This is a genomic window from Aquimarina acroporae (assembly GCF_023195925.1).
Classification (GTDB): domain Bacteria; phylum Bacteroidota; class Bacteroidia; order Flavobacteriales; family Flavobacteriaceae; genus Aquimarina; species Aquimarina acroporae.
The window spans coordinates 98350-122857 of record NZ_JALPRE010000003.1 but is presented as its reverse complement, the minus strand read 5'-3'; the positions used below and the strand labels follow the sequence as shown (position 1 = coordinate 122857).

The window sequence follows — 24508 nt, the reverse complement described above, 5'->3', positions numbered from 1 at the left end:
AACACTAAATTTTAATATCGTTGTAAATTCTGCATGATTAAAAAAGGAATTTTGATCTGCAATCCTATCTTGTCTATTGTCGATTGATACAGTATATGCTCCAAATAAGAGCGTCTGGAGTTAAACATCACTAGCAGGTCGGTAGGGTTATCTATCATAAATTTATTAATTGCCATCGTAAGATCATCAGATGCCACACTGTGAAACTCCAACTCCAAATCGGGTAAGCAATCTTCTAAAAACTGCTTATGATCTTCTTGTCGAAGGGATAGATTTTGATATTTAGAGACAAATAGAAAATTGATTTTAGATCTGAAACTCTTTGCTAAAGTGCTTAATAATTTTAGTTCTCTTTTCTTATATGGTAACAAGAAATCTGTAGGGAGTAAAAGGTTTTTAGGTTGCGTATATGAACTCTCGCTAGGAATCGCCAGTACCGGGCATTTTACATATTTTATTACTTGCAGCGTATTGCTTCCGAAAGTTAAGGCTCTATCATTACTCTTACCTTGAGTACCCATAACAACTATGTCTATGTTCTCTCGATCGACCAGCTCATTTGCTTCATCAACCAGAGTTCCAAAAACCGAAAGTGTTTCATAAGTGTGTCTGGGGTTGGGTGAAATCTGTTGTATATCATCAAGTATTTTTGATAATTCCTTGTCAGAATTTTTGAGGGTAGCTACTTTTAATTCTTCCAAAGCTTGCCTAGATACCGTAGTATCATGATCATATACCTCATCGGCATATGCATGCATAATCAAAAAATCGCTGCGCTCATATTTAAAAAGCTCTACAGCATATCGAATGGCATTCATTGCATTTTCAGAAAAATCTGTAGGTATCAATATCTTTCTCATCATTTACGGTTTTAAAGAAAATCTTCTCAAAACTAAATAATGACCCCGCCAAAAAATATGACTTTTGTCATTCCTGCAACCCATCTTTATCTCATGATTTTCTGCATTATGACTATTATCATATTTTACACTCACAAATTTTTTGATTTTTGCGACAAACCATGAATATATGGCAACATCGACTTGTTTTCACTGCGGAAATGATTGTGAAAAAACCGTTGTAAACTTCGACCATAAAACCTTTTGTTGTAATGGCTGCAAAACTGTATATGAAATTTTTTCGAGCAATGATTTATCCTGCTATTATGATTTACAATCTACTCCTGGAGCCATTCCTAAAGAAATTGAAGGAAAGTACGATTATCTCGATAATCCTGATATTATCGAAAAACTAATTGAATTTAGTGATCAAAATGTTCATGTTGTAACTTTATACATACCTCATATACATTGTAGTTCTTGTATTTGGATTCTAGAAAATTTGAATAAGCTTCATTCTTCAATTTCTACCTCACAAGTAAACTTTCCAAAGAAAACGGTTAGAGTTACTTTTGATACTTCACAAACTACCTTGAAAGAAGTAGTTATCTTACTTAACTCTATAGGATATGAACCGTATATAAGTTTAGATGATTATACCAAAAGCACACAACATATTAACCGAAGTCTATTCTATAAACTAGGAGTAGCAGGTTTCGCTTTTGGAAATGTAATGTTTTTATCTTTTCCCGAATATTTTGAAGTATCAGAGTTTTGGCTAGAGCAATATAAATACGTTTTTAGATGGTTGATGTTTGCTTTTTCAATACCTGTTGTTTTTTATGCTGCTCAGGAATATCTGGTATCTGCCTATAAAGGACTACGAAACAAAATACTAAATATCGATGTACCCATTGCTCTGGGTATTCTAGTACTTTTTATTAGAAGTACTATCGAGATACTATTTGATCTGGGCACAGGTTTTTTCGATAGCCTAACTGGCTTAGTATTCTTTTTATTATTAGGTAAGTTTTTCCAACAAAAAACATATACGTTCTTATCTTTTGAAAGAGATTATAAATCCTATTTTCCTATTGCAGTCACCAGAATTTCTTCGAATCAAAATCTAGAAGAAAACATTCAGGTTTATGAAATCAAGCAAGGAGATCGTTTGTTAATCAGGAACGAAGAGCTAATTCCGGTAGATAGTATACTTATTAATGGTAACGCCCAGATAGATTACAGTTTTGTAACAGGAGAAAGTGAACCTGTTTCTAAACAATCTGGAGATAAACTTTTTGCAGGAGGAAAACAACTTAACGGAGCAATTGAAATTGAAGCACTAAAATCTGTAGAGCAAAGTTACCTCACTCAATTATGGAGTAATGATGTTTTTAAAAAAGACAAAACCACTTCTTTTACCAATCTCACCGATATGGTAAGCCAATACTTTACCTTAATTATTTTCTGCATTGCTATTATTGCCACTGGCTACTGGTTATTTGTAGATGCTTCCAAAGCAATCAATGTTTTTACTGCGGTCTTAATCATTGCATGCCCCTGCGCTTTGGCGTTGGCTAGACCATTTGCACTTGGAAATGTTCTAAGGTTCTTTGGTAAACATAAATTTTATCTCAAAAATGCCGATGTCATCGAGCAAATGGCAAATGCCGATACCATACTGTTTGATAAAACCGGTACTATTACGGTAAACAAGAAAAACAACATTGAATATCACGGGCAACCTTTATCATATAACGAAGAAGCCTTGTTAAAAAATGCACTACGAGCTTCAAATCACCCTCTTAGCAGATCTTTATATGATACACTCGCAGAACATGAAATTATGACTCTAGATGAATACCAAGAGTATATAGGTAGTGGTATAGAAGCAAAACATGCCGAAAACTCTATCAAAATAGGTTCTACAAATTTTGCAGGAAAACCAAATAGCGAAAAACAACTTAATACCTCGGTGCATATAAGCACAAACAATAATTACAGAGGTCACTTCATTTTTTATAATCAATATCGAAAAGGATTCGAAAAACTATTCAAAACATTATCTAACACCTATAATGTATCTGTTATTTCTGGAGATAACGAAGGAGAAAAATCATATTTACAACGAATACTACCCAACCCTACCTCATTACTTTTTAATCAAAAACCAAAAGACAAGCTTTCTTATATCAAGAACTTACAAGAAAATAATCAAAACGTAATTATGATTGGAGATGGGCTTAATGATGCAGGCGCACTAGCACAGAGCAACGTAGGAATTGCTATATCAGAAAACGTAAATGTATTTTCTCCAGCTTGCGATGCCATTATGGATGCATCTGTATTTGAAAAAATTACCGATTACTTGAGTATTTCAAAAAGAACTATTCGAGTTATTAAATCGAGTTTTATCTTATCTTTTTTCTATAATGCAATTGGTTTATACTTTGCTGTAACAGGCCAGTTATCACCTATTATAGCTGCTATTCTAATGCCATTAAGCTCTATTTCTATTGTAATTTATGTGACAGTGTTTACAAATTTCCTTAGTCTTAAATTATATCATAAAAAGAATGGAGATATCGAGAAACCATAACCCTATTGAACACTTTCAACAGTGGTTTCATGAAGTGCTCAACTCACATCCCGAGGATGAAGTAAATGCTATGCAACTTGCTACTATTGGAATAGACGGTTTTCCAAAATCTAGGATTGTTTTATTAAAGAGGTTTACCTGGGAAGGGTTTATCTTTTTTACCAATTATAAGAGCGAAAAAGGAAAGGCAATTGCAAATAATAATAGAACCTCGCTTTCGTTTAACTGGCGTAAATCAAAAAGAGAAGTACGTGTTTACGGCCATACCGAAAAAATATCTGAAAATCTATCTGAAGGGTATTTTGAATCCCGTCCTAGAGGAAGTCAACTCGGCGCTTGGGTTTCTAAGCAAAGTACCGTTATATCCTCTAAAACTGTTCTCGACAGGCGTATGGAACAATTCGAGCAGAAGTTTAAAAACAAAGATATTCCTAAACCAACATATTGGGGAGGGTACATCGTTAAGCCCATTCAAATGGAATTTGTAAAATACAATTCATTAACCACAGAACATGAGGTTATCAAATATACACTTCAACAGGATTATAATTGGCTCAAAACAATTCACTTAGATTTCTACAAATAGAACCAATAATTGTTCGCTCTTTTTAACAAAGCTTATTTTTCTGGATATGGGGAAAATATATCCAAAACCATTTCTACAATTCCCGTATTGTAAAACAGATAGGCCACCAGAATTCCAATACCTATAATTATTAATCCCGTGGTAACTTTTCTTCTAAAATTAAATTTGCTTAAAGTCGTTTTCATCACTAAAAATTTAAACCATTATTTACTTCTCAAAAGTTCATAAATAAATAAGGTTTAAAAGCTGATAAATGTCATTTTTTAAGAAAAGGTTCACCCATACTTTTGAAGCATAATAAAATAAGTATGGGTGTTATTTATGTGCTCTTAACGATTAGTATTCTAGTAGCGATTGTCTTTTTTATTGCTTTTGTGTTTTCTATAAAAAATGGACAATATGATGACGTTTATACGCCATCTATACGTATGCTTTTTGAAGACGAACTTGTAAAGGAAGGCAAAGAAAAATCTTCAGCACCTCCTAAAACCAAACAATCTTAACATGGAAATGGAACAGTTCTATTACGATAATAAAATCGTAAAAAAATTCTTGTATGCTACAATGCTGTGGGGTATTGTAGGAATGTCGGTTGGTCTACTTCTGGCATTTATGTTTTTATTCCCAAATCTTACCGACGGTATATCATGGTTGAGTTTTGGTCGACTAAGACCTTTACATACCAATGCTGTAATCTTCGCGTTTGTGGGGAATGCTATTTTTGCTGGAGTCTATTACTCTACACAACGTTTACTGAAGGCAAGAATGTTTAGCGATATTCTTAGTAATATTAATTTCTGGGGATGGCAATTAATTATTGTAGGAGCCGCTATTACACTTCCTTTAGGTTTTACAACATCCAAAGAATATGCAGAACTCGAATGGCCATTCGATATTGCTATAGCAGTAATTTGGGTTGTTTTTGGATGGAACCTTATCGGAACCATATTAAAGAGAAGACAACGCCATTTATATGTCGCCATTTGGTTCTATATAGCCACAGTAGTGACCGTGGCAGTATTGCACATTTTCAATAGTCTCGAACTACCTGTTAGTGCATTAAAAAGTTACTCGGTATATGCTGGGGTACAAGACGCATTAGTACAATGGTGGTATGGTCATAACGCAGTGGCTTTTTTCCTAACTACTCCTTTCCTGGGATTGATGTATTACTTCATTCCTAAAGCTGCAAACAGACCCATTTATTCATATCGGTTATCGATAGTCCATTTTTGGTCGCTTATTTTCATATATATCTGGGCTGGGCCACACCACCTATTGTATTCTTCATTACCCGACTGGGCGCAAAATCTTGGGGTTGCTTTCTCGGTAATGCTTATTGCTCCTTCTTGGGGGGGAATGATTAATGGTTTACTTACCCTTCGCGGAGCCTGGGATAAGGTCCGCACCGATCCTGTCCTTAAATTCATGGTAGTGGCTATTACAGGATACGGTATGGCCACTTTTGAAGGCCCTATGCTGTCCCTTAAAAATGTAAACGCTATTGCTCATTTTAGTGATTGGGTAATCGCTCACGTTCACGTAGGAGCATTGGCCTGGAACGGGTTTTTAACCTTCGGAATGGCATATTGGTTAATTCCTAAGCTTTTCAAAACCAAATTATGGTCTACAGGACTAGCAAATGTTCATTTTTGGCTTGGTACCTTGGGTATTATCATGTATGCGCTACCTATGTATGTAGCGGGATTTGTTCAAGCATCTATGTGGAAACAATTTAATCCGGATGGAAGCCTGGTTTACGGTAATTTCTTAGAAACTGTAAATGAGATAATACCTATGTATTGGATGCGCGCTATTGGTGGAAGCATATATATATTAGGAATATTCATTATGCTATATAATGTTGTGAAAACCGTGAAAAGTGGAAGTAAAGTCGCAGACGAACTTGCCGAAGCAGCTCCTCTTACCAAGGTAACACGACACAGAACTGCCAAAGAAGGATATCATACCTGGTTAGAACGAAGACCTGTAAAGCTTACCATTTTTGCAACTATCGCTATTCTCATAGGGGGAGCGATTCAAATCATACCTACATTAATGGTAGATTCAAATATTCCTACAATAACGAGTGTTAAACCTTATACACCTCTTGAACTCGAAGGACGTGATCTTTACATCAGAGAGAGTTGTGTTTCTTGTCACTCTCAAATGATTCGCCCTTTCAGAAGTGAGGTAGAACGCTATGGAGAATATTCAAAAGCAGGAGAATATGTCTATGATCACCCTTTCTTATGGGGTAGTAAACGTACAGGACCCGATCTCATGAGAATAGGAGGAAAATACTCAGATAATTGGCACCTCAATCATTTTTATGATCCACAAAGTACCTCATCGGGTTCTATCATGCCTAGTTATAAATGGCTCATAAAAAACAAACTCGACAGATCTCTAACAGAGACAAAAATGGAAGCCATGGTAGCTTTAGGAGTTCCCTATACTCCTGAAGAAATAGCAAGAGCACAAGAATGGATGGATGAACAAGCAACACAAATTGAAAAAAATCTATATACCGATCCAGATTTTGCCAAAACCTATGAAGCCGATAAAAAATATGCCGAAGAAAATGGGTTAGACTTTGTCGAGATGAGACATCGGGAAGTAGTAGCTCTCATCGCCTACATCCAGAGATTAGGAACAGATATTAAAGTCAAAAATCAAGACGAAGAAACTATAGTACAAACTAAAGAATAAAGCCATGCTAAAATTTGTAAAAGGTCATATGGAAAGTATTGAAGGAATAGAGATCTACCCTATGATTTCCCTACTCATATTTTTCATCTTCTTTGCCGCATTGTTCTGGTGGGTCATTTCGGCTAAAAAAGAACACATTAAAGAAGTAAGTCATATCCCACTAGAAACCGAAATGGATAAAGATCTAACATTATGAAAACGACTGCATCATACATCAGAGTATTTACCTTTTTACTCATTGCTTATATTTTAATAGAATTAACAGTTGAAACCAATGGTAATTCAGCTTTTATTGAAGAACCTCTTAGCTGGTTAGGACTAGGTATGATTGCCTTATTTGCCATTGCGATAGAAATTAGTCTAGCAGCATTGCAAAATATACTTTTCCAATCTCTAAAACCAGATGCTCAAGAACGTTATATACTAACGCAAAAGGTGAAGAAGGAAAACCAGTTTAAATGGTTAAAAGATATTTATCTAAAACTGCTTGACAGCAAACCGGTAGAACAAGAAGATGAAATCATTCTTGACCATAATTATGACGGTATTAAAGAACTAGATAACAATCTTCCTCCATGGTGGGTATACGGATTTTATGCTACGATCATTTTCGGTGTCATTTATATGATTCGTTTCCACGTGTTCAATGACTATACCCAAACCGAAGAATATGAAACAGAAGTTGCAGAGGCCAAAATTGCGATTGAAGAGTACAAAAAGACCGCCAAAGATTTAGTAGATGTAAATACAGTAACGCTATTGACAGATGCAGCCGATCTTAGTGCAGGAAAAGCCATTTTTGCGACCAATTGCGTTGCTTGTCACAAAGCCGACGGTGGTGGTGGAATTGGGCCAAATTTAACCGACAAATATTGGATTTTAGGTGGTGGAATTAAAAACATATTTCGCACCATTTCTGAAGGAGGTAGAGATGGTAAGGGAATGGTAGCCTGGAAACAAACACTAAAACCTGCCGAAATGGCTCAGGTGGCCAGCTACATCGTCACTTTGGGCGGAACAACTCCTGCCGAACCCAAAGAAGCCCAAGGAGAATTATGGGTAGATCCTGATACTCCAAAAGAAGAAAAATCAAACGAAGAAATACAAGAATTAGTATCAGATTCAACCACTGTTGCACTGAACGAATAATTGAAAATTAAGACTCTTGGAAACGCCAACAAATGAAAAGTTCAGAGATTCGATTGCTACTGTAAATGCAGAAGGAAAACGAGCATGGGTATACCCCAAAAAACCAAGTGGAAAATTCTATGCCTACAGAAAATGGGTAAGTTATGGGTTGTTAATCTTCCTATTTTCTGCTCCGTTTATTAAGATTAACGGAAATCAATTCTTGCTTTTTAATGTCTTGGAGCGACGGTTCAATATTTTTGGAGCCCCCTTCTGGCCTCAGGACTTTCATTTGTTTGTAATTTCTATGATTATAGGAGTCATATTTATAACGCTATTCACTGTAGCGTTTGGAAGACTTTTCTGCGGGTGGGTTTGTCCACAAACTATTTTCATGGAAATGGTTTTCAGAAGAATCGAATACTGGATTGAAGGTGATCGCGGAAAACAAATTCGACTTGACAAGCAAGCCTGGGATGCCGAAAAAATCAGGAAAAGAATAACAAAATGGAGTATATTTTTCATTATTTCCTTCTTAATTGCAAACGTATTTTTGGCCTACCTTATTGGTAGCGATCAATTATTACAATATATATTTGATGGTCCCTTAAAACATGTTAGCACTCTAATTTCATTGCTAATTTTTACGGCTGTTTTCTATTTTGTTTTTGCATGGTTTAGAGAACAAGTATGTATTATTGCCTGCCCATATGGTCGGTTGCAAGGTGTATTGCTTGACTCAAAATCAATCGTAGTTGCATACGATTACAAACGTGGAGAAAAAGAGGCAGGTAGAGCAAAATTCAAGAAAAATGAAGACCGACTAAGCACCGGAAAAGGTGATTGTATAGACTGTTTTCAATGTGTACATGTATGTCCTACAGGCATCGATATTCGTAACGGCACCCAACTCGAATGTGTAAACTGTACTGCATGTATAGACGCCTGCGATCATATGATGGAAAGCGTAAATCTACCCAAAGGACTTATTCGATATGCCAGCGAAGAAAACATTGCAAAAAAGTCAAAATTCAAATTCACTCCCAGGTTAAAAGGATACAGTGCAGTACTATTCATTTTGATAGGTGTGCTTACCGGGATGCTATTTTTAAGGAATGACGTAGAAGCTAATGTTCTAAGATTACCAGGACAGCTTTATGAAAGAAAAGAGAACAATATAATTAGTAATGTATATACGTATAAATTGGTAAATAAAACTACCGAAGATATTACCGATGTACATTTTGAATTGCTATCCCACCAAGGAAAAATCGAACAGGTAACACACAAAAACTTTATTGTTCCTAAACAAGGAATAGCCGAAGGAACATTATTTATTGAGGTTAATGCATCTGCTCTAAGTGGAGATAAAGACAAACTAAAAATAGGGGTGTATAGCAACAACACTCTCATAGAGACTACTTATGCAGCCTTTTTAGGGCCAAGAAGTTATAGATAGAATTATAAAATCTAAGAAAATGAAAATAAACTGGGGAACCGCAATCGTATTGGTATTTATAGGATTCATTTCTTTTATTATGTACTTCGTTGTGCATATGAATACCAATAAGAAATATGAACATGACCTTGTTACCGAAGAGTATTACAAAAAGGAACTTGCTTTTCAGGAAGAAATTGATGCCGAAAAAAATTCAAGAGCTCTCTTGAATGACGTTTCTATGAAAAAAACACCTCAAGGACTGTCTATTCAATTTCCACAGGAGAAAGAATTCCAGAAAATTAGTGGAGTAATTTCATTGTATCGCCCATCAAACAAACAACTGGACTTTACTATCCCCATTACTCTCCAACAAAATAGTATGATAATTCCCGATGAAAACATGATAGAAGGAAAATGGAAAATCACTATCGATTGGGAGTATGAAAACACTCGTTATTTATTTAAAAAATCATTTGCATATTAAGTGCTGGTATCTGCATTCATATTAGGTCTTTTAGGTAGTTTTCATTGCATAGGAATGTGCGGCCCTATTGCGTTTATGTTACCTGTACACAAGTCGAATAGTGCTAAAAAACTATTTCAGGTTTTTTTATACCATTTTGGCAGGTTATTGGCATACGGAATTATTGGTTTTTTCTTTGGTGTATTGGGTAAGAGTTTTCACATATTTAATTTACAACAGGGATTATCAATTATCATTGGAATTTTGATGATACTTATAGTTATTGTACCTTCTCTTCAAACCAAAAAACATGCTTTCACCCGACCTATATATCGTTTAATTACAAAGGTAAAATCTGCTCTGGGTTATAACTTGCAAAAGAAAACAACAGATACATTTTTAACCATTGGTTTTTTAAACGGATTTTTACCATGTGGTCTTGTATATATGGCTGTATTTGGCGCCATAGCTTCTTCAAACATTCTAATGGGTAGTATGTATATGATATTATTCGGATTAGGCACCGTACCTATGATGACCATTGCCGTGTATACTGGTAATTTTATTACCGGAAAAACACGTAATCGAATACAAAAATTGATCCCCATATTTATAGTAATCATGGGAATACTTTTTGTTTTGAGAGGAATGGGACTCGGAATTCCCTACCTCTCTCCTGAAGCTTCTTCAGAAATAGTTTCTGCTAATTTTGAATGTCACTCCTAGTTTTATGGGCAGAACTAATTAAGTGTAACCATTGTTACATACAGTCTATTTTAAAAACCTTACATTTAAACATAAAAAGTGACATCAGGATTGGGTAATATATGATGAAAAATTTCGTCTAATGATATCAAAACCAATCATAACTTTTTACAGTACTATGGAAAAATACCTCACTGCATTTACCGATGCTTTTATGAATAGTGTATTATGGACATGGGATTCTATTTTGTTTGAGGTTCCTTGGTATATGAATTATTTCTGGGGACTTACCATTATTTCTTTATTAGTCTGGGGTTTAGAAATTGTGTTTCCATGGCGAAAAAACCAATCTATATTCAGAAAAGACTTTGGGTTAGATGCGTTTTATATGTATTTCAATTTTTTTGTCTTTACCATTGTAATAAGTGGTGTCTACAAACTGCTATCCCTGGCTTTTTCAGGTATTGGTATACAAACAAAGAGTCTAACTATTTTTGATATTTCTGAATTACCTATGTGGCTACAATTGGTCATATTCTTTATCATTTTAGACTTTGTGCAATGGTTTACACATATGTTACTACACAAATATCATTTTTTGTGGAAGTTTCATAAAATTCATCATTCGGTAAAAGAAATGGGGTTTGCAGCTCATCTTCGTTACCACTGGATGGAGAATATATTTTATAAACCTCTAAAAACATTGGGGGTGATGATTATTGGTGGTTTTGAACCAGAACAAGCCTATATTGTTCATTTTTTGGCCATTACGATCGGACATTTTAATCATGCTAATATTAAAATTACCTGGGGACCATTAAAGTATATTTTTAATAATCCGGTAATGCATCTTTATCATCATTCTTATACCCTACCCCAAGGTTCATTTGGTGTTAATTTTGGAATTAGTTTAAGCCTTTGGGATTACATTTTTAAAACCAATTATATTCCAGAAGATAGTGGTAAAATTCCTCTTGGGTTTCCCGGTGATCAACATATTCCCAGTAATTTTGGTGGGCAAGTGTTATATGGCTTTAAAAAGATGAAAAGTATAGATACGGAAAAGTAAATTTAAACGGTCATTGAAAAAAGTTGTGTTTCCGGTTTATTACGCTGTAATCGCACGTCAAAAGCCATGCAAATATTACGAACAAAGGGCTTCCCTTTATCCAATATTTTCATTCCATTATCAGAAACCTCCAGTAGTCCATCAGTTTTCATTTCATCTAATTTAGATAAAACCAAAGGCAATTCCTTAAAATATAAATCTTTACCCCAATGGGTTTCAAAATTGCACATTAAGTTTAAAATATGTCGGCGTATAATTTCATCTTCTTGATTTAACATATGACCACGATATACCGGAATAATACCTTCTTTTACCAAATATTGATACTCTTCAATATTTTTTACATTTTGAGCAAACCCATACCAACTATCACTAATAGAAGATACCCCCAAACCTATCATTAATTGTGTTTTAGAAGCTGTATATCCCATGAAATTTCGATGTAAATTTCCGTTTTCCATTGACTTGTATAATGTGTCTTCTGGTAGTGCAAAATGATCCATTCCTATTTCTACATAGCCCACTTGAGACAGCATTTTTTTACCAGTTTCATATTGTATTCTTTTATGTTCTGCAGACGGTAAATCTGCATCTTGAAATCCTCGTTGTCCATTACCTTTTTGCCATGGCACATGGGCATAACTGTAAAATGCTAATCGATCTGGGAGTAACTCTTGGGTCTTTAAAACGGTATGTTTTACAGCAGCTTCGGTTTGAAAAGGTAATCCAAAAATAATATCATGCCCAATAGAAGTGTATCCTATTTCTCTGGCCACCTGAGTGACATATTCAACATTTTCAAAAGGCTGCTCCCTATGAATCGCCTTTTGCACCGTTTCGTTATAATCCTGCACTCCAAAGCTTACTCTTCTAAAACCAACATCATACAAAGCTTGCAAATGCTCTCGAGTAGTATTATTGGGATGTCCTTCAAAACTGAATTCGCAGTCTTCGGCTTTTTCTGCCTGCCAAAAAATTCCTTCAATCAGATATTTCAAATGTTTTGGCGAAAAAAACGTTGGGGTCCCACCGCCTAAATGTAGTTCTTTAATTCTAGGTTTCTTATCAAAAAGCTCGAGGTATAACCTCCACTCCTCGAGTACAGAATGTATATAAGGCAACTCCACTTCATGACGTTTTGTAATTCTCTTATTACAACCACAAAATGTACACATGCTCTCACAAAACGGTAAATGAATGTATAAACTAATACCATCTTCGACATTAGTTTCTTCGAATGATCTTTGCACAGACGCTGACCACTGTTTTAAAGAAAATGTATCCATATCCCAATATGGAACTGTGGGATAACTGGTATATCTCGGACCTGGTATATTATATTTTGTAACTAAATTTGTACACATATGGAGATAAATTAATGAGGTTGTATTATTCGTGTAAGACTAAAAAAGGAATATCAATATGGTAGCTGATTTTCTCAACCGTGGGACGGAACAAAATTCGCTGAAAAAAGTTGACATTTTTAGCAATCATAGTAATCATATCGATGTCTCTGCTTTCAACAAAACACTGTACTGCTTCTTCAATATTGGTATTAGAGAGAAAGTGAAAACTATGTTCTATGGTATCTCCCAAATAATCATGCAAAAAATCTTTATTCCTCTTTTGAAGTTCTGACAGTTCTTTTTCTTTTTTTGCTATATGTAGCACTCTTAAAGAAGCATTACTTAGTGAAATAATACCAGTTATAGTATCTAATATCTTGCTTTTGTAGTTTAAGTTATAGTCTGTAGGAAAAGCTATTTCTTTAGGTCTTACATATTTTGCGTTTTCCGGAACTACCAAAACAGGACATTTAACCTTGGTAATTACATCTCCTGTATTACTGCCTATAGTTCTTTCTTTTAGGCCTGAAGCTCCTTTGGTACCCATGACTATATAGTCAATTTCTTTTTCTTCAACCTGTTTTCTAATGGCATCGATAAAAAAAATGTATTCATGAACAGAATAAAAATGATGTTTGGTATTTAGAGAGAGTTTTTCAATCTTTTGAAGTAGCTTTTGCATTTGTTCTCTACCATTATATGTTATCCTTGCCGTAATAGTATCTTCGGTATGAAAAAAAGTATCACTTCCTACCACTTCATCATAGGGAGACACATGCAAGAAGTAAAAATTACAACCTACTTTTTTAAAAAAGGATAACGCATATATAATGGCGTTCCATGAATTTTCTGAAAAATCTGTTGGAACAAGAATATTTTTCATCTCTAATACATTGTTACCAAACAAATGTATTGAGACGTTTTCTAGAAAAGTATGACAAAAATCAGTTTAGCCTATTATTCCATTAATTGTAAAGCTGGTAAATCAAGAATTCTAATATTCCTTCCTTCAATTTCAATAAGGCCATCTTTCTTAAAACTTGAAAGAGTTCGTATCAAACTTTCTGTAGCTATTCCGGCTACACTGGCTAAATCATTCCTGGAAATTTTGATATTGTCTTCGGGTTTTTTGTTCAATATTTCGGCAAACTGAAGAATGGTCTGAGCTGTCTTTTTTCGAACAGAGCTATACGCCATTTGTAGCAATTGTTCTTTTATTTCAGAAAGGTTATCAGTAAGTAATTCCATAAGTTCTAAAGAAATATTTTTGCTCTTCTCCAGAATATCCTTCAGATCATTTTTTGATATTCCTGCCAGTTCTACATTCTCTACTGCAGTAGCCGACTCTTGGTAGGGTATATTATCTATAAACGAGGTAAATCCAAGAAAATCATCGGCTTTATACAAAGCGGTAATTAATTCTTTTCCGCTTTCATCCATTTTATGGCTCTTTATAACTCCTTTTAAAATGAGATATATTTTATTCGAATGCTCACCTTCTTTATATACAACATCTCCTTTTTCAAATTCGAAAATCTCTCCATTGTCATCAAAAAAATTCTTGAGTTCATGCAGGTTACGCAACCCATCATCATTTGTGGCATCCTGTATTTGTATAGTCGCTTGATCGGCGATGATTTTTGATAAGATTTGCGCTTTTGCTAATCGACTCTCGATCGCACTTAATAACTCCTCCTCTTCAAAAGGTTTGGTGAGATAATCATCGGCTCCCATATCCATCCCTTTTCTTATTTCCTTATGCTCAGTTTTGGCCGATAAAAATATGAACGGGATTTGATTTGTGGTTGGATCTTGCGACAATGCCTCTAGCACTCCATACCCATCTATTTCAGGCATCATGATATCACAAACAATAATATTCGGATGTTCTATTTTTGCTTTTTCTATGCCCACCTTACCATTTGGAGCTGTACACACTTCATAATCCGACAATTCTAGCAATTCAGCAGTGTTCTCTCGTAAAGCAGTATCGTCTTCTATCAATAGAATTTTAGTCATTTTGGTGATTGTTTGTTATTGGAATTAAAACCTTGAATGTAGTCCCCTTACTCTCTTTACTAGTAAAAGTAATACTCCCTCCAAGGTTTTCCAAATGGCTTTTTACAATATTGAGACCTATCCCGGTACCTTGGTCTAATAATGCATTTTCTGCTCTAAAATATCTGTTAAAAATGAACTTTTGTTCTTCCTCTGGTATACCTATACCTTCATCGATGATTTCAAAAACATATTCTTTATTTTCAACATTAACGTTAAGGCTTATTATTGTATGCTCTGGTGAATATTTGATTGCATTCCCTATCAAATTGGTAAGGATTAACTCCAATATTTTTTCATCAAATTCAATAATGTAATCATCAATATTAGCGGGGTAGTTTATTCTTTGACCGTCTTTTAGTAGCATATTTGCATCATAGACCACTTCATTAATTACTTTGCTCAAAGGAAAAGTAGAAAACTTATAATTTACTTTTCCACTATCAAGTCGTTCAACCGATAAAAAATCGGTCAAAATATTATCTAAATACTTTACTTTATTTTTAATAGTATCAAGGTGTTTATCTCTTTTCGCCTGTTGATCGGTTTTAGTGTATTTTCCTATTAGGGTGGTAGAAGTTAAAATCCCACTTAATGGTGTTTTAAACTCATGTGAAACCAATGATAAAAACTTTGTTTTTAATTCATTAAGATCTCGCTCTTTTTGTAAAGATTCTTTAGCCTTTGCTTCAGCTTCTACCCGAAGTTTCACCTCTTCTTTTAACTCTTCGATAGTTTGATGTAACTCTTTGGTGCGAAGTGCTATTTTTTGCTCTAATTGAGTATTTAGTTCTTGAATCTTTTGTTCTTGCTCCTTTCGCTCACTAATATCTATTACCAATGCCATTACATACTCATTGTCATAGATGGTGAAAGGATTTAATCCTGCCTCCAGAGGAAATTCACTACCATCTTTACGAACTCCAAAAATATCTCTTCCTCTACCCATGTTACGTCTTTCAGCCTTATTTATAAAACTTTTAAAATGTGCACCATGGTTATGATGATACTTTTGTGGTATTAAAATATTTAGTGATTTCCCAATAAGTTCATCTCGATCATATCCAAAAATTTCATCGGCAGAACCATTCGTAGCAACTATAGTTTGTTCTTTATTTACTACCAGAATTCCTTCGGAAATTGCTTCTGATAAAATCTTAAAAACATTACTCTGTTTTTCAAAAACCTTCATTTTTCAAATTTACATAATTTGATTTACGGGAACTGACGAATATCATAAAAAGCCTCATAAAAGGTACTTAATTTTATCATATAAATTATTTAATACAATTAAAAATGGATACAACACAAAATATAGGAATTACTTTTTACCAGAATTTGGGAAAGCTTTTTTATGCTGTCGCAGCATCAGATAAAGTGGTTCGAGAATCTGAATATAATTCTCTTCGGAAAATTGTAAAATCAAAATGGTTACAGGTAGATGATATAGTAGATGAATTTGGTGCAGATGCAGCTTTTCAGATTGAAATTGTTTTTGATTGGATGGATTATGAAACTCCAAATGCCGAATCTTGTTTTAAAGAATTTGAGACATTTTACAACGACTATAAAACTTACTTCAGTAAAAGGATAAAACAACTTATTTGGGAAACAGCAAATAATATTGCTGATGCTTTTTCTGGCAAAAACAAATCAGAATTAATGATGCTTGGCAGATTAAAAATAACTCTGGAAAACTGATTTTTATCATATTCTAAAAGTTTTTGTCCCTTTACTTTTACATCAAATTTAAAACACTTCATTATGACACTATATGCAAAATTGAATGCCGATTTTACCGAAAATTATACAGGATATTCAGCTCTAGCTATCATAGTTTCTACTTGTCTTGGATCTATAGCTATTATGACTACTTTAATGAATGGAAATGCACCACTGCAAATGTTCATGGTTTTTATAAGTGTTGTGGTTTGCAGTGCTCATAACGCGGCAATTCTAACGGTTCAAAAACCTAAATTAGTATTCGATCTTTTAATCACCAGTTTGGTAGTAAATACCCTAATAATTATTGGAAACGGGCTTTTTTAATCACACTACATATATATTTCTTTAAAAGGTGAGTTTTTAAGAAAACTCACCTTTTTTCTCTTATTCTCTATACCCATGGAAGAGCTGATCAATATCATATTTTTAAATGAGTAACTCTTTTAATTTTAGCATACAAAATTAATAAAGCATGCCAAGACCAAAGAACAAGAAAGAACTAGTAGAGTTAAGTACCAATAATTATCGCAGGTTGGTTGAAATGATACATTCTTTTTCTGAAGAGCACCTGCATCAAGAGTTTCCTAAAGGTACCCTAAACAGGAATATAAGAGATGTATTAGCCCATTTACATCATTGGCATATAATGATGCTCGATTGGTATTCTGTGGGAATGACAGGAAAGAAACCAGATATGCCAGCAAAAGGATACACCTGGAAAACGACACCAGATCTTAATCGGGAAATAAGAAAGAAATATCAAAACACAGATTTAAAAGAGGTTATAAACATGCTTGAAAAATCTTTTAAAGAATTACAAAAAATAATAAATAATCACACCGAAAAAGAATTATTCGAAAAGCGAAAGTATAAATGGACAGGAACCACTTCATTGGCTTCATATCTCATTTCAGCAACTTCCAGTCACTATGACTGGGCATTTAAATTAATTAAAAAGTGTATTAAATAATAATATTATGAAAACCTTAATCTCTTGTCTCGTTTTACTAAGTTTTATAGCTTGTAAAAAATCATCATCCCCAGAACACACTATAGAAACTCCAGAAATAGAAAATGAAACTCTTCAAAACACTCCAAACCAAAGTGTCCAGGATTCTTTGGCTGTATTCTCTGAAGAAAGCTTGGAATTAAATCAAGAAAAAACAAAGGCAATAAAAAGAGAAAAGCTCATCAAAGCTCAAGACGACAAACCTCAATTACAAGAATTAGTGGTCTCTAAAAAACTCTACAAAGAAGAAGATCTGTATATTCTTGATTATCAATACCCATACTTAAATGAAAAACACCCAGGTAGTGTTATATTTAATCGATACATACAAGAAAACTACTTAGATATTGAAAAAACCGAAAATCAAATTCTTGAGGACAAAGAGTTGTTATGCGATACTTTAAAAATTAATCGATTCAGAGATAAACGAATTATCGATTACAAAATTTACAATGCCAAAAATGACCTCATCAGTGTAGTATTATACAAAGAGAATTATTATTCTGGCATGAAGTATTCTACCTACCTTTTTGATTGTATTAACTATGATCTTAATACGAACGAATTCATATACTTTGAAACCTTTTTTGAATCGGGATCTGAAACAGTGGTATTCAACACCATTAACACAATAATAACCGATCATATTAACTCTGGAGAATTATACTATGACTGTTGGGAGTTATCTCAAGGTGATTTTATGGCGTATAAAAATAACTTTGTAGTAGACGATAATGTTGTAAAATTTTATTTTGATGATTGTGTGATTTGCCCTTCCTACACCGGAACGTACGCCATAGAAATACCAATATCTAAAATTATGCATGTACTCAAAAAATACAACGATCCTCCTGAAGTAAGTTAATACAATATAGTACCTTAGTCCCTAAAATTTAGCTGTAGTATGAAAAGTAGTTTTAGTGAAATTATAAATTCTGAAAAACCTGTATTGGTAGACTTTTTTGCAGATTGGTGCGGACCCTGTAAAATGCTAGCTCCAATATTAAAAGAAGTAAAAGACGAACTTGGTGATACTATTAAAATCGTAAAGATTGATGTAGATAAAAATCAGCCATTATCGTCAAAATATCAGGTTAGAGGCGTTCCTACTATGATATTATTTAAAGACGGAAAGCAGCTTTGGAGGCAATCTGGAGTATTACAGAAACAAGATATTATAAATGTGATTACTTCACACCAATAGATCATGCAGCTTAATACCTATATAGATCATACCCTATTAAAACCAACGGCATCGGTAGACGACATTAAACAACTATGTACCGAAGCCAAAGAGCATCAATTTTATGCAGTTTGTGTGAGTAGTTATTATGTAGCATTGGCTCATAGCGAATTAATGCATACACCACATAAAGTCGCTGCGGCTGTAGGGTTCCCTCTGGGTTCTACGACTATAAAAATTAAAGTTCTTGAAGCCAAACAGGCCATAGAACAAGGAGCAAATGAGATTGATATGGCGCTCAATATAGGGCTTTTGAAGTCTGGATATTATAAAATCATTGAGGATGAGATAAAAGCTGTAAAAAAAGCCATAAACGATACTGTATTAAAAGTCATTTTTGAAAATTGTTACCTAACAGAAGAAGAAAAGAAAATGGCTTGCAGATTATCTTTAAACGCCGGAGCAAATTTTATAAAGACTTCTACCGGTTTCGGCATAGGGGGAGCAACTCTTGAAGATATACAACTTATGAAAAATGAAGTTGGAGATTATATGCAGATAAAAGCTTCTGGAGGAATAAGGGATAAACAAACAGCCTTACAATATATAGATCTGGGAGTTTCCAGGATTGGCACATCTTCTGGAATCGCTATTGTTACTTCATCTTAATTTCAAAAAAAGACATACAAAAACTGAGATTGTTAAATAATAACAATCTCAGAATTAGTCATTATACGGACTATCAAATTTTAAAAGTCATCACTGGTTTGTTTGCATGATTGGCGATATCTTCTCCAATACTTCCATTAAAAAAGTGGGCCAACCCTCTACGCCCATGAGTAGGAATCGCTATTATATTTGCTCCAATCTTATTGCTATAGTTAAACACTCCACTTTCTACCGAATAATCACTGTAGTATACCACTTTATCATGCATATCTAGATTACCCGAATCGGCTTTGAAAAGAAAATCTTTCACCATTTCTTCCATCTGTTCAGAACTCCTAAACCGCTCTCCAGGAAGATTAACGTATAACAAATGAACATTGGCTCCCATAGCATTAAACAAGTTCATTGCATTTCGATATGGTCTTACGTTTTCTATCTTAAAATCGCAGGCAAAAACAACTTCTTCCATCTTAAAATTAACCCCAGAGCCTTTGATTACCAACACAGGAATATCTGAAGTGCGCACCACTTTTTCGGTATTAGAACCTATAAATACCTCTTCGGTAAATCCACTTACCCCATGAGAACCCATAACAATAAGATCAACATCATGCTCATGTGCAGCTTGGTTAATTTCGCTAAATATCTTATAATTCTGTACAGTCTCATGAACCTTTATCCCTTTAAGATATTCTTTATCTAAGAAAGTATCGAATCTCTTTTCGGCTAATTTCATATAATACACAGCCTCGGCAACTTCTTGACTCTCATCTTTGGTAAATACAGCTTCAGATAAACCTAACATATGCAATACTACTATTTCTGCCTTTTGTTGTTTTGCAATTACTGCCGCAGCTTGTAAAGCATACTCAGAATACTCAGAAAAATCCACAGGTACTAGAATCTTATTCATTTTGATATATTTTTTAGGGTTATATAGTTCAAAGCTAATTGAGAATAACACCAAATCATATGATAATTATCATGTAATGAATATCAATTGTAGTATCTTTAACTGTACTAACTTACAATCATGAAAAAACACTACAATATTACTGTTTCTGGTACGGTTCAGGGAGTTTGGTATCGAAAAAACACTTTAGAAAAAGCTATTGAACTGGGAGTAACGGGATATGTAAAAAACCTTATAAACGGTAATGTATACATAGAAGCCGAAGGAACTAAAGAACAATTACAAGCTCTTTTAGATTGGTGTGCAATAGGCCCAGAATATGCAAAAGTAGATCAAGTTTCTTTTGAAGAAGGAGCTCTTATGTCGTTTGCTCGTTTTGAAATTGAAAGATAATTTATAGTAGTACTCCTTTTTCATTATCTCCTTATATCTGAACCGAAAAGCAAGACGATCTAACCTTAAAGAAACAAAATGCAAGACCATTCGTCTTCCGTAAAAGAGGGGTCACTTATGGATAGTATAAAAAATAATGTTTGGGTACAGATTTTTATAATTTACACCAGATACCTTATTGGAGGTACATTTGTTTTTGCCAGTATTATCAAGATCAAAGGAGACCGATTTACGGGAAATAGCGGAGCACTAAACCCTATCGATAGTGCGTGGCATTTTTTTGAAACCATCTACCAATCTGGATTATATTGGCAGTTCATAGGATGGAGTCAACTCATCGCAGGTTTTTTATTAATGACTCAACGATATTCAAAACTTGGAGCACTTATCAATTTCCCGATTATACTAAACATCTTTGTCATCACCTTATCCTATTATTTTGCATATACCCCGGTCGTTACAGGATTAATGTTATTCGCCAATATTATCTTATTGCTATGGGAATGGGATGAACTCAAAATTTTAGTACATCTGAACCCAAAATTCAATACCACCATGAGATTAGAAAAAGACGTTTTATGGCAGGTCTTAGGCTTGATATTATTTTCTTTTTCGATTATATACAGAGCTTCAGTAGAAAAATACAATATCATCCTCTGGTTAGGGGTCTGTTTTTCGCTAGGACTTACTGGCCTAATTCTAGGAATATCGCGAGAAAAAAGAAGAAACAGGCAGTAAAACTACCTGTTCCCTACTTTTCTACATATAAGGTTTCATTTCTTGTTTACGTTTCTTAAGTTGTTTTTCTATATCACTTAAAGATTCTTTAAATGCCATTTCAAAATTTTTCTCATTAGAAGTTGCATATATTTTTGGGCCAGGAAGACTTAATTCTACATCACAGATTTTCCCTTCTCCTTTGGGGTCATTTTCTTTTTTAAAGGACACATCAGATTTTATGACCCAATCATATTTTTTGTATAGTTTATTTAGCTTTTCATGTACATATTCTTCCATACTTTCACTAGTTGGCATCTGTACAAATTGAATGTTAGTTTTCATAGATATTTATTTTAGTTTCTGAATTTTTATCTTGATTCTTTAATTTTTGAACAACACTAGTTGCTACATTTTTTGCTATTCTTTCTGCTAGCTTAACATTTGATTGCTCTTTTTGTGATTGATCATTTGGTTTCACTAACCAAAGTGATTTTGATTCTATAAGCTCTGCCTCTTTTTCAATAAGTAAACGTTCTAATATTCTTTGTGCTCTTTTAGTAGAACCACTCCCCAAAGTAAAGGCAACCACTTTTTTACCTCTTAGTTTATGAAGGTTTTTTATATAATCTTTGATGGCTTTATCTGGTGCCCAATTATATGTGTTGGCACAAAAAACGTACAGATCAAAATATTCGTCTTCTATTTTGGAAGCCGAGGCCACAGTTATTATTTTCGTCATCCAACCACGTTCAGAAAGTCCTTGGGCAAATGATCTACATACCTTTTCATCTAAATTATAAATAGGATCCGGATCATAAACGATTACAGCTTTTGGATTTTTATTCTCTTTTCCAATAATAATCTCTTTTTCTGGTCCCGGTTTTGCAACAAAAAAAGTCAAGAGCAACCAGGAGATTAAAGTCAACCCGAAAAGTACCAATGCTGTTATCATAATTCTTTTAAATCTCATTATTTGCTAATTTCAATACCTCACCCAGCCATAAGCAGCATTCAGTAAAAACACACCTGACAAAAACAAAAACATGTAGATTACTTGCACTAGCTTAATGTTTATGAACTTCAACCACATTGTAGTCATAGTTGGAAACATAAATAACCCAAGACCAATTCCTAAGGACGTCCAACCAATTAGTGTAATAATGATAGACCAATTAGCCTCCCAAACATTGTGAAAAAGGATATTAAGCAACCCAATAAGAATAGCTATAAATGAAGTGATGATTGAAAACTTTTGATCGTTAAGGTCTTCAAATATTTGTTTTATTCGACTTGGGTTGAAACTAAGTATCAGAAAAAAAATGATAAGATACCATCCCCAAAATTTCGCTAAAAAGATAGATACATCCATAATCTTAGATTTAATAATCTACCCAAAAATATTAGCTCCTTTTCATTCTAAATATGACAAATATCATGCTGTATCAATTGTTTAAACATTGACATTTATCATGGTTTTCATCATCATTTTCATATAGATTTGGCTTAAAACTATAAAACCATGAGAACTACGGTAACGATACAAAACCTAAAATGCGCAGGTTGCGAAAGTACTATAGCAAAGAAGCTACATCTACTAGAAGGAATACAAAACATCGAAATAGATCAAGAAAACTGTACCATTTCCTTTAGCTACAACACCGAAAACGGAATAAACACCGTTGAAAAAGAATTGTCCCGATTGGGATATCCTGTAGAAGGTGATAAAAACACATTGCAAAAAAAGGCAATATCCTATATTAGTTGTGCCATAGGAAAACTAAGTACCTAACATCTTATTTTTGAATTATGAAAGAAACAGCAAAAAAAGAAGCTTCATCCAGTAAAATTTACGGACTTGGTTTTATAGGGGCTGCAATTTATTTTATTGGTACCGCTACTAGTTTTTGGACAGGTGTACTGGGGTTTTTAAAAGCAATTGTATGGCCCGCATTTCTGGTTTATGAAACCTTAAAATTTTTAGGAGCATAATTAAACTTGTGTTATTCAGTAATATCATTTTCTATTGTATATTTACTGAAAACATAGTCTATGTCTTCTCAATCACGATTAGATCGTGCCTATAAAAAAGCAAAAGTAATTCCGTTTGACGATAACTCTAAATTTATACTATTTAGTGATTGCCATCGTGGAGATAATAGCTTTGCTGATGATTTTGCAAACAACAGAAATATCTATTTTCATGCATTAAGACACTATTACAACGAAGGGTTTACCTATTGTGAATTGGGAGATGGAGATGAGCTATGGGAAAATCTTAACTTTCAAACCATTTTTAGAGCGCATAAAAATGTGTACGAATTGCTTCAGCAATTTTATAAAGAAAATCGTTTAGAGATGATTTGGGGGAATCATGATATGGTATACCGTGACCCCAAATATGTCAAGAAACACCTTAGTTCTTATTTTGATCATAAAACAGATGCTATAGTTCCTCTTTTTCCTGGCATACAATATCAGGAAGCAATAATCCTAAAACATAAGCAGACCCAACAAGAGATGTTTTTATTACATGGCCACCAGGCCGATTTTATGAACTACATCGGATGGCGAATTAATAGGTTTTTGGTAAGAGTACTATGGAAACCTTTGCAAGTAGTTGGTATTGCAGATCCTACCAGCCCCGCCAAAAATTATAAAGAGACCATTAAGGTAGAGCGCCGAATAAAAAAGTGGATTGCCTCCAAAAACAATTTATTTACCATTATTGGTCATACTCATAGACCACGTTTTCCTGAAGCTGGTGAATTGGCACTGTTCAATGACGGAAGTTGCGTTCATCCCAGATCTATTACGGGTATGGAAATTCAAAATGGAAGTATTACACTTATCAAATGGCAAATCGCAACTACAGATGATGGTATATTAAAAATTATAAGAGTTCCTTTGGAAGGACCACAAAAACTAACTGATTTTGTGACCTCATAATGTA

The 24508-nt window shown here is 34.0% G+C and carries 31 protein-coding genes and 1 pseudogene; 21 read left to right on the top strand and 11 right to left on the bottom strand.

Annotation, left to right across the window (positions count from 1 at the left end; translation table 11 throughout):
* Nucleotides 1-11: 11 nt before the first annotated feature.
* Nucleotides 12-863 (bottom strand): universal stress protein, encoded by an 852-nt coding sequence (locus M0D21_RS05180; RefSeq protein ID WP_317249736.1) that lies wholly within the window; start codon nucleotides 861-863, stop codon nucleotides 12-14.
* 166 nt (nucleotides 864-1029) lie between these two features.
* Here M0D21_RS05180 and M0D21_RS05175 point away from each other — a divergent pair, with 166 nt between their 5' ends.
* Nucleotides 1030-3438 carry a heavy metal translocating P-type ATPase gene (locus tag M0D21_RS05175; RefSeq protein ID WP_248327385.1) on the top strand — a complete coding sequence of 803 codons (2409 nt, stop codon included), beginning with the start codon at nucleotides 1030-1032 and terminating at the stop codon, nucleotides 3436-3438.
* The gene (gene pdxH / locus M0D21_RS05170; protein ID WP_248327384.1) at nucleotides 3416-4024 is read left to right on the top strand and encodes a pyridoxamine 5'-phosphate oxidase; all 609 of its coding nucleotides are present in this window, start codon (nucleotides 3416-3418) and stop codon (nucleotides 4022-4024) included. Before M0D21_RS05175 ends, pdxH begins: the two co-directional genes overlap by 23 nt.
* A 32-nt stretch (nucleotides 4025-4056) precedes the next feature.
* On the opposite strand, the gene M0D21_RS05165 is transcribed toward pdxH, so the two are convergent.
* Complete coding sequence (locus M0D21_RS05165) at nucleotides 4057-4209, bottom strand: hypothetical protein (protein WP_248327383.1); 153 nt, start codon at nucleotides 4207-4209, stop codon at nucleotides 4057-4059.
* A gap of 123 nt (nucleotides 4210-4332) precedes the next feature.
* Between M0D21_RS05165 and ccoS the strand changes: the two genes are divergently transcribed.
* From ccoS to M0D21_RS05125, 8 genes are all read left to right on the top strand, one after another.
* On the top strand, nucleotides 4333-4527 hold the full coding sequence (gene ccoS, locus M0D21_RS05160) for a cbb3-type cytochrome oxidase assembly protein CcoS (RefSeq protein ID WP_248327382.1): 195 nt from the start codon (nucleotides 4333-4335) through the stop codon (nucleotides 4525-4527).
* A 1-nt stretch (nucleotide 4528) separates the two neighbouring features.
* On the top strand, nucleotides 4529-6736 hold the full coding sequence (gene ccoN, locus M0D21_RS05155; RefSeq protein ID WP_248327381.1) for a cytochrome-c oxidase, cbb3-type subunit I: 2208 nt from the start codon (nucleotides 4529-4531) through the stop codon (nucleotides 6734-6736).
* A gap of 4 nt (nucleotides 6737-6740) precedes the next feature.
* Nucleotides 6741-6932, top strand: a complete 192-nt coding sequence (locus M0D21_RS05150) for a CcoQ/FixQ family Cbb3-type cytochrome c oxidase assembly chaperone (protein WP_248327380.1) — start codon at nucleotides 6741-6743, stop codon at nucleotides 6930-6932.
* Nucleotides 6929-7885, top strand: coding sequence for a cbb3-type cytochrome c oxidase N-terminal domain-containing protein (locus M0D21_RS05145; protein ID WP_248327379.1), 957 nt, complete (start codon nucleotides 6929-6931; stop codon nucleotides 7883-7885). Before M0D21_RS05150 ends, M0D21_RS05145 begins: the two co-directional genes overlap by 4 nt.
* Nucleotides 7886-7901: 16 nt before the next feature.
* Nucleotides 7902-9323 (top strand): cytochrome c oxidase accessory protein CcoG, encoded by a 1422-nt coding sequence (ccoG, locus tag M0D21_RS05140; protein ID WP_248327378.1) that lies wholly within the window; start codon nucleotides 7902-7904, stop codon nucleotides 9321-9323.
* Nucleotides 9324-9342: 19 nt separating this feature from the next.
* Nucleotides 9343-9789: a FixH family protein gene (locus M0D21_RS05135; RefSeq protein ID WP_248327377.1), complete on the top strand. Its 447-nt coding sequence runs from the start codon at nucleotides 9343-9345 to the stop codon at nucleotides 9787-9789.
* Nucleotides 9790-10494, top strand: coding sequence for a sulfite exporter TauE/SafE family protein (locus M0D21_RS05130; protein ID WP_248327376.1), 705 nt, complete (start codon nucleotides 9790-9792; stop codon nucleotides 10492-10494).
* Between the two features lie 157 nt (nucleotides 10495-10651).
* Nucleotides 10652-11542 carry a sterol desaturase family protein gene (locus M0D21_RS05125; RefSeq protein WP_248328217.1) on the top strand — a complete coding sequence of 297 codons (891 nt, stop codon included), beginning with the start codon at nucleotides 10652-10654 and terminating at the stop codon, nucleotides 11540-11542.
* 2 nt (nucleotides 11543-11544) lie between these two features.
* Here M0D21_RS05125 and hemN read toward each other — a convergent pair whose 3' ends face one another.
* The 4 genes from hemN to M0D21_RS05105 all read right to left on the bottom strand — a co-directional run bounded on the left by hemN (nucleotide 11545) and on the right by M0D21_RS05105 (nucleotide 16138).
* Nucleotides 11545-12906 (bottom strand): oxygen-independent coproporphyrinogen III oxidase, encoded by a 1362-nt coding sequence (gene hemN, locus M0D21_RS05120; protein ID WP_248327375.1) that lies wholly within the window; start codon nucleotides 12904-12906, stop codon nucleotides 11545-11547.
* Between the two features lie 25 nt (nucleotides 12907-12931).
* On the bottom strand, nucleotides 12932-13771 hold the full coding sequence (locus M0D21_RS05115; RefSeq protein WP_248327374.1) for a universal stress protein: 840 nt from the start codon (nucleotides 13769-13771) through the stop codon (nucleotides 12932-12934).
* 74 nt (nucleotides 13772-13845) lie between these two features.
* A complete protein-coding gene (locus M0D21_RS05110) occupies nucleotides 13846-14907 on the bottom strand; it encodes a response regulator (RefSeq protein WP_248327373.1) in 1062 nt (353 codons plus the stop codon).
* The gene (locus tag M0D21_RS05105; RefSeq protein WP_248327372.1) at nucleotides 14900-16138 is read right to left on the bottom strand and encodes a PAS domain-containing sensor histidine kinase; all 1239 of its coding nucleotides are present in this window, start codon (nucleotides 16136-16138) and stop codon (nucleotides 14900-14902) included. The genes M0D21_RS05110 and M0D21_RS05105 overlap by 8 nt, the downstream gene beginning before the upstream one ends.
* A 104-nt stretch (nucleotides 16139-16242) precedes the next feature.
* Between M0D21_RS05105 and M0D21_RS05100 the strand changes: the two genes are divergently transcribed.
* Both M0D21_RS05100 and M0D21_RS05095 read left to right on the top strand, forming a co-directional pair.
* Nucleotides 16243-16647, top strand: a complete 405-nt coding sequence (locus M0D21_RS05100; protein WP_248327371.1) for a hypothetical protein — start codon at nucleotides 16243-16245, stop codon at nucleotides 16645-16647.
* A 63-nt stretch (nucleotides 16648-16710) separates the two neighbouring features.
* Nucleotides 16711-16995 (top strand): hypothetical protein, encoded by a 285-nt coding sequence (locus M0D21_RS05095; RefSeq protein ID WP_248327370.1) that lies wholly within the window; start codon nucleotides 16711-16713, stop codon nucleotides 16993-16995.
* 125 nt (nucleotides 16996-17120) lie between these two features.
* Here the strand turns inward: M0D21_RS05095 and M0D21_RS23115 are convergent.
* Nucleotides 17121-17189 (bottom strand): annotated as a pseudogene (locus tag M0D21_RS23115) (hypothetical protein); the annotation flags it as partial.
* A gap of 14 nt (nucleotides 17190-17203) precedes the next feature.
* On the opposite strand from M0D21_RS23115, the gene M0D21_RS05090 reads away from it, so the two are divergent.
* From M0D21_RS05090 to deoC, 4 genes are read left to right on the top strand one after another with little or no spacing between them, the layout of a single operon-like run.
* Nucleotides 17204-17641 carry a ClbS/DfsB family four-helix bundle protein gene (locus M0D21_RS05090; RefSeq protein WP_394802452.1) on the top strand — a complete coding sequence of 146 codons (438 nt, stop codon included), beginning with the start codon at nucleotides 17204-17206 and terminating at the stop codon, nucleotides 17639-17641.
* A gap of 7 nt (nucleotides 17642-17648) precedes the next feature.
* The gene (locus tag M0D21_RS05085; protein WP_248327368.1) at nucleotides 17649-18545 is read left to right on the top strand and encodes a DUF3298 domain-containing protein; all 897 of its coding nucleotides are present in this window, start codon (nucleotides 17649-17651) and stop codon (nucleotides 18543-18545) included.
* Nucleotides 18546-18584: 39 nt separating this feature from the next.
* Nucleotides 18585-18884, top strand: a complete 300-nt coding sequence (gene trxA / locus M0D21_RS05080; protein ID WP_248327367.1) for a thioredoxin — start codon at nucleotides 18585-18587, stop codon at nucleotides 18882-18884.
* Between the two features lie 3 nt (nucleotides 18885-18887).
* Nucleotides 18888-19532: a deoxyribose-phosphate aldolase gene (gene deoC, locus M0D21_RS05075; RefSeq protein WP_248327366.1), complete on the top strand. Its 645-nt coding sequence runs from the start codon at nucleotides 18888-18890 to the stop codon at nucleotides 19530-19532.
* A gap of 73 nt (nucleotides 19533-19605) precedes the next feature.
* Here deoC and M0D21_RS05070 read toward each other — a convergent pair whose 3' ends face one another.
* Nucleotides 19606-20445, bottom strand: a complete 840-nt coding sequence (locus M0D21_RS05070) for a universal stress protein (RefSeq protein WP_248327365.1) — start codon at nucleotides 20443-20445, stop codon at nucleotides 19606-19608.
* 120 nt (nucleotides 20446-20565) lie between these two features.
* Between M0D21_RS05070 and M0D21_RS05065 the strand changes: the two genes are divergently transcribed.
* Nucleotides 20566-20838 (top strand): acylphosphatase, encoded by a 273-nt coding sequence (locus M0D21_RS05065; protein ID WP_248327364.1) that lies wholly within the window; start codon nucleotides 20566-20568, stop codon nucleotides 20836-20838.
* Between the two features lie 117 nt (nucleotides 20839-20955).
* Nucleotides 20956-21576 carry a hypothetical protein gene (locus tag M0D21_RS05060; RefSeq protein WP_248327363.1) on the top strand — a complete coding sequence of 207 codons (621 nt, stop codon included), beginning with the start codon at nucleotides 20956-20958 and terminating at the stop codon, nucleotides 21574-21576.
* 21 nt (nucleotides 21577-21597) lie between these two features.
* On the opposite strand, the gene hpf is transcribed toward M0D21_RS05060, so the two are convergent.
* The 3 genes from hpf to M0D21_RS05045 are packed head-to-tail and all read right to left on the bottom strand — an operon-like array spanning nucleotide 21598 to nucleotide 22927.
* Nucleotides 21598-21900 carry a ribosome hibernation-promoting factor, HPF/YfiA family gene (gene hpf / locus M0D21_RS05055; protein WP_248327362.1) on the bottom strand — a complete coding sequence of 101 codons (303 nt, stop codon included), beginning with the start codon at nucleotides 21898-21900 and terminating at the stop codon, nucleotides 21598-21600.
* Entirely contained in the window at nucleotides 21890-22528 is a 639-nt protein-coding gene (locus M0D21_RS05050; RefSeq protein ID WP_248327361.1) for a flavodoxin family protein, read from the bottom strand. Before M0D21_RS05050 ends, hpf begins: the two co-directional genes overlap by 11 nt.
* Before the next feature lie 12 nt (nucleotides 22529-22540).
* Complete coding sequence (locus M0D21_RS05045; RefSeq protein ID WP_248327360.1) at nucleotides 22541-22927, bottom strand: hypothetical protein; 387 nt, start codon at nucleotides 22925-22927, stop codon at nucleotides 22541-22543.
* A 150-nt stretch (nucleotides 22928-23077) separates the two neighbouring features.
* On the opposite strand from M0D21_RS05045, the gene M0D21_RS05040 reads away from it, so the two are divergent.
* Genes M0D21_RS05040 through M0D21_RS05030 form a run of 3 tightly spaced genes read left to right on the top strand, consistent with a single transcriptional unit; the run spans nucleotide 23078 to nucleotide 24504 of the window.
* The gene (locus M0D21_RS05040; RefSeq protein WP_248327359.1) at nucleotides 23078-23347 is read left to right on the top strand and encodes a heavy-metal-associated domain-containing protein; all 270 of its coding nucleotides are present in this window, start codon (nucleotides 23078-23080) and stop codon (nucleotides 23345-23347) included.
* Between the two features lie 17 nt (nucleotides 23348-23364).
* On the top strand, nucleotides 23365-23547 hold the full coding sequence (locus M0D21_RS05035; RefSeq protein WP_248327358.1) for a hypothetical protein: 183 nt from the start codon (nucleotides 23365-23367) through the stop codon (nucleotides 23545-23547).
* Between the two features lie 60 nt (nucleotides 23548-23607).
* Entirely contained in the window at nucleotides 23608-24504 is an 897-nt protein-coding gene (locus tag M0D21_RS05030) for a metallophosphoesterase family protein (RefSeq protein WP_248327357.1), read from the top strand.
* The last annotated feature ends 4 nt before the right edge of the window (nucleotides 24505-24508 follow it).